Raw genomic sequence first — 13,446 nt, 5'->3', positions numbered from 1 at the left:
CTGGAAGCCACTGAGGACGACCGGCTGACGGTTCGCGAGCACCCCGGAGAGGACGGTCAATGACCGCCATACCAGAGCGGTTCAAGCGCCGTGTGCTCACCCATGCCGTCTCCGCCTCGTGCAGCAGCAACTACCCGCTCATCCTGCTGATCCAGGGGCATCCGGGTGACGGGAAGTCCTTCCAGGCGTATGAGACGTTGCGGAGCAGCAACTTCGCGGTCATGCGGTTCTCCTCCACCGAGCTGAGCGGCACGTACGAGTCGGAGTCGGTGTCGAGATTCAAGGACTACTACTCCCGAGCCGCGGAGAGCGCCGAGACCTTCCCCGAAGCCCTGCCGGTGCTTCTCCTGGAGGACTTCGACCTGAGCCCTGCCGGCCGGCGGGAAAGCAGCTTCTACACAGTGAACTCGCAACTCCTGTCCGGGTTCTTGATGAATCTTGCGGATGATGTCGCGCTGTGCCGGATGGACACGACCCGGCGGATTCCGCTCATCATCACGGGCAACGACATGTCCGTCGTCCACGGCCCGCTCCTGCGGCCAGGCCGGGTCGACGTCTTCACCTGGCGGCCCACCGAGCAGGAACGGGCCATCATGGTTCATTCCGCTCTCGCCAGCGCCGTGCCGTCCTTGGACTTCAAGCAGGCGATGAAGCTTGCCCGGGCGTTCTCAGACCTACCCATCTCGGCCTTCTCCGCCGCGCTGAACTTCTGCATCGGTCGGCGGGCGATGGCGGCCGCTGAAGCTGCGGGATTCATCAATCCAGTGGCCATCCGCGAGGAGTTCAACTCCACCTCGACGATCACGGTGGACGAGCTGGTCGCGGTGCTGAGAGAACGGGATGGTCCGGATGGTCGGCCTGGGGACTACCGGTGGAGACGCCGATGAGCGCGGGAGGCGTCCGCGCCCGTGTCAGCGCGGAGGTGGCCACCAAGACGCGCGTGCAGTTGCTGGGCGGCGTGGCGCGGAGGCTCGCCGGCTCGGTCGGCCTTCCTGAGCGGAACCTCGTGATCATCGAGCAGGGGATCGTCAAGCGGCTTCTGGCCGGTTTCGAGGTTGTCCTGCACGGCGAACCGGAAGAGCCGGGCGGCGACACGGAAGTGGGCTACCTCCGGCTCAAGATCGACTGGGAGCGGTACGCGGCCGTTCTGCTCAGCCCGCACGAGACGAACACCTTCGAGATCGACGCTGGTCGGGAGTTGACGAGCCAGGTCTCGGCGATACTTGGCCACCTCAACGCGTATATCGAGGCCACCTGCGCGAGACTGCCGGTTGTCCGAAGGCAGGTGGTCTACACCCCTCGCCATGGGATGGGCGACGCTTTCGACAAGGAGTTCGGGACCAAGGACCTCGCAGAAGACGAGACAGCCAGGCTGCGCGAGATCCGGAACGGGACGGTGATCGAGTTCAGCCCACGACAGCTCAGCGAACTCACGGTGGTATTCGGCCACAAACGCCTGGACTGAGCCGCCTGCCGGTCGCGACGGCCGCAGTTCAACGTCGGTGGGTCGGCCCGGGTTGGCGGCTTCAGTGCGGAGGCCGCCCAGGAGCGGCGCCGCCCGGCGCGCGGATCGACATGATCGCCAGTCGCTGTATCGTGGCCGGGCGCGCGGCCTGGCGGTCGAGCTGCCCACGCACGCGTACCTCACGGTGGCGCTGGACCTGGCCTGACCGTCACCTCCCCGCACCTCGTCCCGAGGTGCGCGGACGGCACTAGGCGAGGGTCGCGCGTTCCCCGGCGGCGAGGGTGAGCCGGCGGGTGTGCCGGTTCCCGGCCCGGTCGCGCCACCGGGCTTCGACGGTGGTGTCCGCGGTGGCCACCAGCGTCGCGGCCACCACGGCCCCGTCCACCCAGGCGAGTTCCGCGACGGTGACCGCGCCCCGGGCCCGCAGGCCGGCCACCGAGCCGGCGCCCCACGCGCTGGGCAGGGCCGGCAGCAGCTCGATGACGGGGACGCCGTCATGCACGAGGTGACTCTGCACGAGCAGTTCCGCGATCGCCGCGGTGACGCCGAAGTTCCCGTCGATCTGGAACGGCGGGTGGGCGCAGAGCAGCGAGGGGTACACCCCGCCCTGGTGCTCGCCGCCGGCCGGGGTCAGGTACGCGCCGAGCAGCCGGTGCGCGGCGTCGCCGTCACCGAGCCGGGCCCACAGGCCGATCTTCCAGGCGATCGACCATCCGGTTCCGGCGTCACCGCGTTCGGTGAGCGACCTTCGCGCCGCCGCCCGCAGCCGGGGGTCGCGGGCGACCGTCTGCCCCGGGTAGAGGCCGACCAGGTGGGACAGGTGCCGGTGGTGCGGCTCGACCTCCGGGTACTCGGCCGACCACTCCAGGAGCTGCCCGCGCGAGCCGACCCGCAGCGGCGCGAGCCGGGCCAGCGCGGCGCGTACCTCGTGCCGGCCGGCCACCGCCGCGTCGCCGAGCGGCAGACCGGCGGCCTCCAGCGCCGCCTGCGCCTCCAGGACGAACTCGAACAGCTCGCGGACCAGCGTCAGGTCCATCGCCGTACCCGCGTCGACGCTGGCCGGCCCGTCGCCGGTGCCGAACTCGTTCTCCGGGCTGGTCGACGGTGAGGTCACCAGGTGGCCGTCCGGGGCATCGACGAGCAGGTCCCGCACGAAGCGTGCCGCGTCCAGCGCGACCGGCAGCGCCACCTCGGCCAGGAAGCCGAGGTCCCGGCCGAAGCGCCAGTGCTCGGCCAGGTGCAGGGACAGCCAGGCCCCGGCCAACGGCCACTGCGCCCACTTCGGGTCGCCGTGCCCCTTGCCCACCGGCACCGTGATGCGCCACAGGTCGGTGTTGTGGTGGCAGGTCCAGCCGCGCGCCCGGTAGATCTCGCGGGCCGTGCCGCGACCGGCCACCGCGAGGTCGGTGACCAGTCGCAGCAGTGGCTGGTGGCACTCGGCCAACGCCGTGGTCTCCGCCGGCCAGTAGTTCATCTGGGTGTTGATGTTGACCGTGTACTGGCAGTTCCACGGCGGCGCCACCTGGTCGTTCCAGATGCCCTGCAGGGTGGCGGGCTGGCTTCCCGGGCGGGACGCAGCGGCGAGCAGGTACCGGCCGAAGGCGAAGGCCAGCACGCACAGCTGCTCATCCGGGTCGCCGGCGGCGCGGCGGGCCAGCCGGACGTCGGTGGGCAGCTCCGGCGCGGCGGCGTCGAGGACCAGGCGCACCCGGTCCATCAGCGTCCGGTGCTCGGCCACGTGCGCCGCGCGCAGCGCCGCCCACCCGGCCGCGCCCGCCGCCCGCAGCTCCGTGGCGCAGCGGGCGAGGCACGCCTCGACGTCCCGGCCGGGTGGGCTGTCCCAGGTCGTGAAGCCGGTGCGGATCGCGACGAACACCGTCACCGCGGTGGCCGCCCGTACCGCGAGCACCGGCCCGTCGGCCCGCTCCTCGATCCGCACGGCAGCCGCGTCGCCCTCGACCGTGGCCGTACACAGGGCGGCGGCACGCATCGCCGGGCTGTCGGCGTCGCCCGGCACCACCCCGTCGGTGCGCGGCCAGGGCACCACGTGGCGCGGTGCGGTCAGCACCAGTGCCAGCCCGGCCGGCCCGTACCCCCGCGTCTCCGCCCGGGGCTGCGGCGTCGCCCACCGCAGGTCCAGCCGGAGGCCGTCCGGGTCCGTGGTGGACAGCCGCACGGCCAGGACCTGGTGCCCGACGCTCGCGAACACCTCCTGCCGGACCGGGCCGCGCTCCACCACCGCGACGCCGTCGCGCAGGTCCAGCCAGCGCGCGTAGGTCGTGCCGGCCGAGGGGGCCGGATCCAGGTGGCTGATCCGCAGGTCACCGACCGGTTGGTACGCCTCGGCGTCGGCGCCCTGGGTGCCGCGCAGCAGCGATCCCGCCGCCACCGACCGTCCGGCTCGGACCAGGTCGCGTACCTCATCAAGCAGTCCGGGCGGTACGTCGGGCGGTGCCGTCTCACCCGGGCCGGACCAGAAGGTGTCCTCGTTGAGGCTGATCCGTTCGTCGGGGAATCGGCCGTGCACCATGGCTCCCAGCCGGCCGTTGCCCACCGGCAGCGCCTCCTGCCAGTGTTCGGCCGCGGCCAGGAACCTCAGCTCCGGTAGCACCCGCATCTCGCGCTCCTGCCCGATGGGCCGCCCGGGACGGCGGCGAGGCCGAGCATGCCAGCCCGGAACGTGCCGCGGGACCCCCGGTGCCCGGGCAGTGCAGGCCGAAACTTTCGGCACCGTCCGGTAAGGAAGCTGCGCCATCGGCCCGTGGTCCCGCTGGCAGTGCGGTCGTTGACGGATGACGTGGCACTTAGTAGCCTCAGCGCACGAAATCGTGACATGTAAAAGTCTCGATAATTTTCACAGCGCCGACCGGCGATCTCGCCAACGACGGGGCCACCGCTGACCCGTCGCCGCGGCGACTCGTCAGCGCCTGTCCGCGGTGCCCACTGCGGGTAGGACCGCCACCCTGATCCGCCGTGGCCACCCGGACCGCGGCGGCTCACGATCAGCGTATGGAGGGCCGTTGAAACGCGTCCGGATTACCGCAACCATCTTCGCCACCGTCGCGCTCCTCGTCGCCGGTTGCGGGGGATCGGGCGGCGACTCCAACTCGTCCGATTCGAAGACCTTCGAGTTCTGGTCGTTTGCCAACATCCACCAGAAGGACGACGTCGACGTCTACACCAAGGCGCACCCGGATGTGCACATCAAGCTCACCGAGGTGGGCAGCACCACCGAGACCGCCCAGGCGCTCACCACCGCGCTGGCCGGTGGCAAGGTGCCCGACCTGGTGCTGATCCAGGCTGACGACCTGCCGAAGTTCATGCAGTCTCCGGACAACTTCGTCGACCTCACCACGCTGGGCGCCAACGACATCAAGGGCAACTACCTCGACTGGGTGATGGCACAGTCGACGACCAAGGACGGCAAGATCATCGGCGTGCCGACCGACGTCGGTGGCCTGGCGGTCGCCTACCGTACCGACCTGTTCAAGGCGGCCGGCCTGCCCACCGACCGGGAAGAGGTCGCCAAGCTCTGGCCGACCTGGGACGAGTTCATCAACGTCGGCAAGACGTACGTCCAGAAGACTGGCAAGCCGTTCGTGGACAACACGCCGACCAGTGTCTTCTTCCAGGCGGTCAACCAGGGCAGCGAGCGCTACTACAGCGCCGACCGCCAGCTGGACTACGACAACGAGCAGGTCAAGGCGGCGTTCGACATAACGCTGAAGGCCTTCGGCGCGGGCATCTCCGCCAAGCAGGGGTCGTTCTCGACCGGCTGGACCGCGGCCATGAAGAAGGGTGACTACGCGGTGGTGTGCTCGCCGTCCTGGATGCTCAGCCAGATGAAGACGAACGCGCCCGAGACCAACGGCAAGTGGGACATCGCCACCATCCCGGGGGGTTCGGGGAACTGGGGTGGCAGCTTCCTCGCCATCCCCAAGCGGGCCAAGAACGCGAAGGCGGCGTGGAACTACATCTCCGAGATGCAGTCGCCGAAGGGCCAGCTTGATCACTTCCTGATGCTGGGATCGTTGCCCACCACGCCGTCGGTCTACACCGACCCGCAGCTGGTCGGCAAGACCGACCCGTTCTTCAGCAACGCGCCGATCGGCAAGATCTACACGCAGTCGGTGCTGGGGATCAAGCCGTTCTACTTCGGTCCCCAGGACGGCCCGGTCGGCACCGAGTTCCTCAACACGCTCACCAGCGTCGAACAGGGCAAGGTGGACCCGGCCAAGGCCTGGGACACCGCGCTGACCAATGTCAAGAACGCGGTACGCGGCTGACGGACGACTGATGCGCCGCAGCCGGGTGTCGCCCGGCTGCGGCGTCTCGGGAAGGTGACGCCTTGACCACCATGCTCAGCCCGGCCGCCGCCGCACCGGACCTCCGGACACCCAGCCGGAAGCGGCGGATCCAACAGAGCGTACGGGAGCGGCTGGCGCCGTACGCGTACATCTCGCCGTTCTTCGTGCTCTTCCTGATCTTCGGCCTCTTCCCGTTGCTGTTCACCTTCTACATCTCGCTGTTCGACTGGAATCCCATCGGCGAGCACCGCTTCGTGGGGCTGGAGAACTTCACCGAGCTCATGCACGACCCGCGCTTCTGGGGCGCCCTGCGCAACACGTTCAGCATCTGGGTGCTGTCGACGGTGCCGCAGTTGCTCCTGGCGCTCGGCCTGGCGCACCTGCTCAACCATGCGCGGCTGCGGCTGGCCACGTTGTTCCGGATGTCGGTGCTCGTTCCCTACGTCACCTCGGTGGCGGCCACGACCATCGTCTTCGCGCAGATGTTCGACCGCGACTACGGCATGATCAACTGGTTCCTCGAGCTGCTGGGCTTCGAGCACATCGACTTCACCGCGTCGCTGTGGGGCAGCCACATCATGATCGCCACGATGATCGCCTGGCGCTGGACCGGGTACAACACCCTGCTGTACCTCGCCTCGCTCCAGGCGGTGCCCCGGGAGTTGTACGAGGCCGCCGCCGCCGACGGCGCGAACGGCTGGAAGCAGTTCCTGCACGTCAGCATCCCCTCGCTGCGGCCGATCATCGCGTTCACCGTGGTGACGTCGACCATCGGCGGGCTGCAGGTGTTCACCGAGCCGCTGCTGGTCAACCCGGTGGGCGGACTGACCTGCGGGGCGGCCCGGCAGTGCCAGACCGTCACGCTGTACCTCTACGAGCAGTCCTTCGGGCAGTTCCACTTCGGCTACGGCGCGGCGGTCGGGGTCGCACTCTTCGTCATCGTGGTGGCCTTCTCCGCGTTCAACTACCTGCTGGCCACCCGCATCCGCTCGGAGCGCCCATGAAGCCCGCACCCTCGACCGCCACGCCCGCGCGGGTCCGGCGGCGCCACGCCAACCGCGTCCCGATGGCGGTCTACGCACTGCTCACCCTCATGGCACTCGTCAGTGTCTTTCCGCTCTACTGGATGTTCGTGGTGGCGACAACGGACACCGCCACCGCGACGACTCTGCCGCCGCACCTCACCCCCGGCGGCAACTTCCTGCACCTGGCGAAGCTGGTCTTCACCATCGTGCCGTTCGTGCAGTCCCTCCTGAACAGCCTCATCGTCGCCGGCACGGTCGCCGTGGGCCAGGCGGTGCTCTGCGCGTTGGCCGGCTTCGCCTTCGCCAAGCTGTCCTTCCCGGGCCGCAACACCCTGTTCCTCATCGTCGTGCTGACCATGACGGTGCCGGCGCAGTTGGCCATCGTCCCGCAGTACCTGATCATCTCCGAGTTCAACTGGGTGGACACCCTGCAGGCGGTGATCGTGCCGGGGTTGGTCAGCGCGTTCGGCATCTTCTGGATGCGCCAGCACATCGGCAGCAGCATCGACGACGAGCTGATGCACGCGGCGCGTGTGGACGGCGCGACCACCTGGCAGATCTTCTGGCGGATCGCCTTCCCGCTGGTCCGCCCGGCGGCATTCGTGCTGGGGCTGTTCACCTTCGTCTACGCGTGGAACGACTTCCTGTGGCCGTTCATCGTGTTGAAGTCGCCGGAGAACTACACCGTCCAGATCGCCATCAAGGCGCTGCAGCAGAACCGGGACATCGACCTGGGCCTGGCCATGTCCGGCTCGTTCCTGGCCACCATTCCCCTGCTGGTGCTGTTCGTCTTCGTCGGGCGGCGGCTGGTGCAGGGAATCATGGAGGGCGCGTTCAAGGGATGAGGGGTCGCCGCCGTTCCCGGGTCCGGTACCGCCGGTCAACTCGCTCCAGTACGTCGTGTCGCCCACTGGGAGGTAACTGTGCGGGATGACATCCGATCCCACCTGAGCCCGTCCACCGCTGGACCGGGAGGGCCGGTCCGGGGCCTTCACCTGTCGCGCCGGGCGCTGCTGGGGCAGGGCACGCTCGCGCTCGCCGGGTTGTCGCTGGGCCTGTCGGAGCCGGCGTTCGCGGCGCCGGCGCCGCCCGCCGGGTCGGGCGGCGCGGGCCCGTTCGGGCCGGTGGTGGTGGCGGACCCCGGAAACGGGGCGTCGTACGCCCGCGCCGTGCGGATCGAGGGATCGAACACCCTGCTGGCGACCTTCCAGCAGTTCGGGGCGCCCGGGTTCCCGATCTTCCGCAGCGACGACGGCGGTCACACCTGGCACCGGCACAGCAACGTGCCGGGCACCGACGAGGCCGCGGGGTGGTGGCTGCAGCCGTTCCTGTACGTGCTGCCGCGGGCCTTCGCCGGCCTCCCGAAGGGCGCGGTGCTGTGTGCCGGCAACTCGCTGGACGACTTCTCCAGCACGACGATCCAGCTGTACGCGAGCGTCGACGGCGGGGCCACCTGGACGTTCCTCAGCACGGTCACCGAGGGTGGCGCGCCGGTACCGGAAAACGGCTACACGCCGGTCTGGGAGCCGTTCCTGCTGCTGCACCGGGACCGGCTCATCTGTTACTACTCCGACCAGCGGGACCCGAAGTACGGGCAGAAGTTGGCCCATCAGACCAGCCGGGACCTGCGCACCTGGGGCCCGGTGGTCAACGACGCCGTCGGTACGGACTACAGCCAACGCCCCGGCATGACCACCGTCGCGCAGGTGCACCACAGCTTGTGGATCATGATGTATGAGGGCGGCGGCGACACCGGCGACAACTTCTACGCCGTCCACTACAAGCTGGCGAGGGACCCGGAGGCGTTCGGCCCGGCACCCGCCCTCGTGCTGCACGACCAGGACGGCTACGTCCCGTCGGCCGCCCCGGTCGTCTCGTGGTCGGACTCCGGCGGCCCGAAGGGGACGATCGCGGTCACCGCCAACAGCGACCAGGACCTGTTCCTCAACCGCGACCTCGGCGACCCGGACAGCTGGCAGCGGGTGCCCTGCGCGATCCCGGGCGGCTACAGCCGGTACACCATGCCGCTGGCGAGCACCGGATCGTGGCGCGAGCCCGGCCTCGTCCTCGTGGTGACCGGTCCGTACTACGCCGAGAACGGGCCCATCCAGGCCGGCGTGGTGCGACTGCCCTGACAACTACTACGGCAGCGGCGGCGACGCGGGGCCGCTGTTCGCACGCGGCCGCGGCCAGTCAGCGGACGACACCGTGGACGGCCCTCCGCCGTACCCGGGAGTGGGTCGGCGGAGGCGCCGGCCGGTCAACGTGCCGACCGGTAATCGAACCAGTCGAACCGGGCGGTTCCCTCGGTGACGTACATGCCGATGACCCGGCCGGTGAACCCGGAGGCGACCTCGGTGGACAGGTAGCGCCCGTCGAGTTCCGCCAGGCACGCCCAGCCGCCCTCGGTCTCGACCTCGAAGCTGATCGTGTCACTCCCGGCGGCGAGGACGCCCACGTGGCCCGCCTGCGCCAGGGCGTCGGACGAGGTGACCGTCGGGGGCAGCACGTTGTCGGTCCGGATGGTCAATGCCACGGTCACCGCACCGGCGGGCACCGGGCACTCCCCGAACACCTGACGAAACGGCCCGACCCGGCCGACGACCCGGGCCTGCCCGCGCGCGATCTCCAGGTCGTAGTGATGCGCCTCGTCGATCCTGATGGTCAGGCCCGATCGGCCGGTGCCGGGATCGATGCGGGCGCTGACCCGGCAGTCATGGTGCTGTTGGCGGCGGCCGACGATGGTGGCGCCGCTCCGGTCGAGGCTCTCACCGGTGGCGTGCAGGGTCAGCCAGCCGGGCCGGTCGGTCAGCGACCACGCCGAGGCCGACCGGTTCCGGGGGGAGATCCACTGCACCCCCAGCCGGTCGCCGTCGAAGTCATCCCGGTCGTCCCACCGGCTGGTCCCCGCCGGGCCGGTGTCGGTCGGGACCGGGTCGACCACCGGCCACCCGTCGACCCAGCGCACCGGCACCAGGAAGGTCTCCCGCCCCAGGACGTGGTACGGCGGCCACTGGCCCCTGGGCCGGATGCCCAGCAGCACCATCCACCACCTGCCGTCGGCGGCCTCGACCAGGTCGGCATGTCCGGTCGCCTGCACCGGCCGGTCGGTACCGCGATGCGTCAGGATCGGATTGGCCGGCCCGGGCTGGAACGGCCCGCGCGGCGAGCGGGCGCGGGCGACGCTCACCGCGTGGCCGGTGTGCGTGCCGCCCTCCGAGACCAGCAGGTACCACCAGTCGCCGACCCGGTACAGATGCGGCGCCTCGGGATACTGGCCACCCGTTCCCGACCACATCGCCACCGGCCCTTCGAAGACCTCTCCGGTGCGCGGGTCGATCCGGTACGACTCCACCCCGGACACCGTCAGCCAGCAGTTGCCGTCCTCGTCCCAGGCCAGGGACGGGTCCACGTGGGGCAGGTCCAGGTAGACCGGATCCGACCAGGGGCCGGCCGGGTCGGTCGCCGTCACGATCAGGTGCCGACCGAGCGTGACGTTCGTCGTGACCATCCAGAACCGGCCGTCGTGGTAGCGGATCGTGGGCGCGTAGATGCCCCGCGAGGCCGGCGTGTCGACGGGCAACTCGAGTTGGCCGGGACGGTCGAGCACGTTGCCGATCTGACGCCAGCGGCACAGGTCACGGCTGTGGAAGATCGGCACGCCGGGCGTGTACTCGAAGCTGGAGCACACCAGGTAGTAGTCGTCACCGGCCCGGCAGATGCTCGGATCGGGCCAGAAGCCCGGGAGAATCGGGTTGCGGCAGCTGAGGGCGTCGCCCTCCGCGGGCACCGGTTCCATCGCTCCATCCCTTCCCTGGTACGGGCACGACGCGCGTGCGCGGCCCGGCGGCCGGCGCCGGGTCAGCATGCGGCATGGGCGCGCGTCTGCGCAGCCCGCCCGGCACGGATTCCATGCCGCGACCGGGTTCACGGACCGGTCGTATCGTTGATCACCTCCCCGACCGAGGACGAGTGATGACAAGTCTCCGCCGCCGACTGTCCGGCCGGCTCCGCCGGGCCCGTCGCCACCCGGCCACGGAACCCCCGTACGCCGTCACCGTGCGGCGCAGGCTGCGCGTGCCGATGGACGACGGCGTCGAGCTGCTCGCCGACCTCTACCTGCCGGTCGGCCCGGTGGAACCGCCGCTGCCCACGATCGTGGTCCGCTCGCCGTACGGCCGGCACGGCTCGCTCACCCACGCGCAGGCGCTGGCCGGCGAGGGGTTCACCGTGCTGGTGCAGAGCTGCCGGGGCACGGGTGGCTCCGGCGGCAGCTTCCGACCCCAGCTCGACGAGCAGCGCGACGGCATGGCCACCCACCGGTGGGTACGCCGCCAGCCCTGGTGCACCGGCACCGTCGCGACGTACGGGGAGAGCTACCTCGGCTACACCCAGTGGGCCGTGGCGGGACGGATGTGCCGCGAGGACCCCGCGAACGCCCCGGACGCGCTGTGCCTGAACGTCACGATGGCCGACTTCGGCCCGATCACCTGGACCAACGGCGCCTTCTCGCTGGGCGGCTCGCTCGGCTGGTCACGCCTGATGGACCTGCGGGGCGTGCGCGGCGCCCTGGTCAGGGCGCGACTCGCGCGGCGGCCGGACCGGAAGCTGGCCGAGGCCTTCGACGTGCTGCCGCTGTCCCGCGGCGACACCGCCGTGGCCGGCCACCCGATCGGCTGGTACCAGGACTGGGTGACGCACGAGGCGCTCACCGACGACTTCTGGACCCAGCAGTCGCACACCGCCTCGGTGCCCGACGTCACCGCGCCCGTCTACCTGGCCACCGGCTGGTACGACATCTTCCTGCCCTGGCAGCTGCGGAACTACGCCCAACTCGTCGCGGCCGGTCGCCCGCCGCGGCTGACCGTGGGCCCGTGGGGCCACCGCGGCGAGCAGAGCCCGTTCCTCGCCGAGTCGATCGCGTTCCTCAAGGAACACTTCGCCGGCGCGCCCGCGACCCGGCCGGCGCCCGTGCGCGCCTTTCTCACCGGCGCGGAGCAGTGGCACGACCTGCCCGCGTGGCCACCGCCGGGCACCGCCGCGCAGCGGTGGCACCTGCACCCGTCCGGGCTGCTCGACCCGGCCGTCCCCGACGCGGGCGCCACCCGATACACCTACGACCCCGACCGGCCCACCCCCGCCCTCGGCGGTCCCAGCATGGGCCCGAACCCCGGGCCGGTCGACAACAGCGCCCACGAACGCCGCCCGGACGTGGTCGTCTTCCGCAGCCCACCGCTGGAGCACGCGATCGTGCTCGCCGGGGAGCCGATCGCCCGGGTCCGGTTCCGCTCGACGGCCGCCAGCGCGGACCTGTTCATCCGGATCTGCGACGTGCACCCCGACGGCCGCTCGATGAGCGTGTGCGACGGCATCCGCCGCATCGGCGGCATCGGCACCGCGGCCACCGACCCGCGGCCCGACGAGGACGGTTTCGTGACGCTGGAGGTGCCGCTGTGGCCGGCGTTCCACCGCTTCGCCGCCGGCCACCGCGTCGCCGTGCAGGTCAGCTCCGGAGCGCACCCGCGCTACGCCCGCAATCCCGGCACCGGCGAACCCGCCGCCACCGCGACCACCACCGTACGGGCGGAGCAGGAGATCTCCCACGACGGCGCCCACCCGTCCCGGATCGACCTGCCGATCTGGACCGGAACGGCCGCTACCCGGCGGCCGCGCTGAGATCCCGCGTGGTGTGCGCGCGGATACCCGGGTCGGGTGCGTCGGCGAACCGGGCGACGACCGCGCGGACATGCTGCTGAGCCGGCGCGGCGAGGCCGTCGTAGACCGCGACGAACAGTTCCCGGGCGCGGGCCCGGGGCCAACCGGGGGGCATGAGCTGGATCGGCAGCTGCGGGTCGAGGACGGGGAAGCGCCGGTAGGTGTCCATCACCGCGGTGCGGGTCGCGACCGCCTGGGCGCCGGTGATCCGCCCGGCCCGCACCCGCGGGAGCAGCGGCTGCCACCGCTGGATGAAGGTCTCGTACTGGTGGGCGATGGCGGCCACGTCCCAGGCCTCGAGCGGGGACCGGTTGCTCGGGCTCGCCAGGTCCACGTGACGCGCCCGGAAGATGCTCATCGCACCCACGCCGAAGGTCCGCAGGCGGGTCTCGACGGTCGGGTTCAGCGCGTCGGGGGAGACCCACAGCCCGTCGAAAAGCGACGCGAAGCCCAGCCAGCGCAACTGGTCGCGCAGCGCGCGCCGGTGACCGTTCGCCTCCTGGGGCAGGGAGAAGGCGACCAGCGTCCAGCACCCGTCCCACGAGTCGGCGCCGGCGGCGAATCCGGCGATCCACGCCCCGCCGCTGAGCAGCTCATCGGCGGCCGGCTGGGTCAGCCGGTACGAGCTGTGCCGCCCGTCCCGGCAGTTCTCCAGGACGCCCCGGCGGGCCAGCCGGCTGATGGCCGTACGGGCGCCGGCGGTGCTGACCCCGGTCTCCGCGAGCAGCGCGACGATCGACGCCGAGGGCAGCCAGGCGCGCGTACGCGCGGTGTAGTCCGCGATCAAGGTCATCGCCAGGCCCTGCGGCGAGCTGCCGGCCTGACGGCGGGGAAGCCGCACCGAGCCGGTGAGATCGGGGACCACGTCCTCCATTTCGTACGGGGTTACCACGGACACGCTCCGGTGCTCGGGATCGGGCTGGGCTCGACGACA

The 13,446-nt window shown here is 71.1% G+C and carries 10 protein-coding genes; 7 read left to right on the top strand and 3 right to left on the bottom strand.

Going from position 1 to position 13,446, the window contains the following annotated elements:
- Positions 1 to 59: 59 nt before the first annotated feature.
- Entirely contained in the window at positions 60 to 887 is an 828-nt protein-coding gene (locus tag ACIBPB_RS06885; RefSeq protein WP_396838618.1) for an AAA family ATPase, read from the top strand.
- A complete protein-coding gene (locus tag ACIBPB_RS06880) occupies positions 872 to 1,465 on the top strand; it encodes a hypothetical protein (protein WP_396838617.1) in 594 nt (197 codons plus the stop codon). The genes ACIBPB_RS06885 and ACIBPB_RS06880 overlap by 16 nt, the downstream gene beginning before the upstream one ends.
- Before the next feature lie 247 nt (positions 1,466 to 1,712).
- Here ACIBPB_RS06880 and ACIBPB_RS06875 read toward each other — a convergent pair whose 3' ends face one another.
- Complete coding sequence (locus tag ACIBPB_RS06875; RefSeq protein WP_396838616.1) at positions 1,713 to 4,082, bottom strand: glycosyl hydrolase family 95 catalytic domain-containing protein; 2,370 nt, start codon at positions 4,080 to 4,082, stop codon at positions 1,713 to 1,715.
- Between the two features lie 403 nt (positions 4,083 to 4,485).
- On the opposite strand from ACIBPB_RS06875, the gene ACIBPB_RS06870 reads away from it, so the two are divergent.
- The 4 genes from ACIBPB_RS06870 (at position 4,486) to ACIBPB_RS06855 (ending at position 8,932) form a co-directional block, all read left to right on the top strand.
- Positions 4,486 to 5,751: an ABC transporter substrate-binding protein gene (locus tag ACIBPB_RS06870; protein WP_396838615.1), complete on the top strand. Its 1,266-nt coding sequence runs from the start codon at positions 4,486 to 4,488 to the stop codon at positions 5,749 to 5,751.
- A gap of 71 nt (positions 5,752 to 5,822) precedes the next feature.
- A complete protein-coding gene (locus ACIBPB_RS06865) occupies positions 5,823 to 6,776 on the top strand; it encodes a carbohydrate ABC transporter permease (protein ID WP_396838834.1) in 954 nt (317 codons plus the stop codon).
- A complete protein-coding gene (locus ACIBPB_RS06860) occupies positions 6,773 to 7,642 on the top strand; it encodes a carbohydrate ABC transporter permease (RefSeq protein ID WP_396838614.1) in 870 nt (289 codons plus the stop codon). The genes ACIBPB_RS06865 and ACIBPB_RS06860 overlap by 4 nt, the downstream gene beginning before the upstream one ends.
- Positions 7,643 to 7,720: 78 nt before the next feature.
- Positions 7,721 to 8,932: an exo-alpha-sialidase gene (locus ACIBPB_RS06855; protein ID WP_396838613.1), complete on the top strand. Its 1,212-nt coding sequence runs from the start codon at positions 7,721 to 7,723 to the stop codon at positions 8,930 to 8,932.
- A gap of 125 nt (positions 8,933 to 9,057) precedes the next feature.
- Here the strand turns inward: ACIBPB_RS06855 and ACIBPB_RS06850 are convergent, their stop codons facing one another.
- Complete coding sequence (locus tag ACIBPB_RS06850; RefSeq protein WP_396838612.1) at positions 9,058 to 10,596, bottom strand: glycoside hydrolase family 43 protein; 1,539 nt, start codon at positions 10,594 to 10,596, stop codon at positions 9,058 to 9,060.
- A gap of 176 nt (positions 10,597 to 10,772) precedes the next feature.
- On the opposite strand from ACIBPB_RS06850, the gene ACIBPB_RS06845 reads away from it, so the two are divergent.
- Positions 10,773 to 12,473: a CocE/NonD family hydrolase gene (locus ACIBPB_RS06845; RefSeq protein WP_396838611.1), complete on the top strand. Its 1,701-nt coding sequence runs from the start codon at positions 10,773 to 10,775 to the stop codon at positions 12,471 to 12,473.
- Here ACIBPB_RS06845 and ACIBPB_RS06840 read toward each other — a convergent pair.
- On the bottom strand, positions 12,454 to 13,410 hold the full coding sequence (locus ACIBPB_RS06840; protein WP_396838610.1) for a PaaX family transcriptional regulator C-terminal domain-containing protein: 957 nt from the start codon (positions 13,408 to 13,410) through the stop codon (positions 12,454 to 12,456). The genes ACIBPB_RS06845 and ACIBPB_RS06840 overlap by 20 nt on opposite strands.
- Positions 13,411 to 13,446 lie beyond the last annotated feature (36 nt).

The sequence above is a fragment of the Micromonospora sp. NPDC049836 genome, from assembly GCF_044465125.1.
In the GTDB taxonomy this organism is placed as follows: Bacteria; Actinomycetota; Actinomycetes; order Mycobacteriales; family Micromonosporaceae; genus Micromonospora.
Note: the sequence above shows the minus strand (reverse complement) of the source record. Positions and strands in the feature narration are given on the sequence as shown.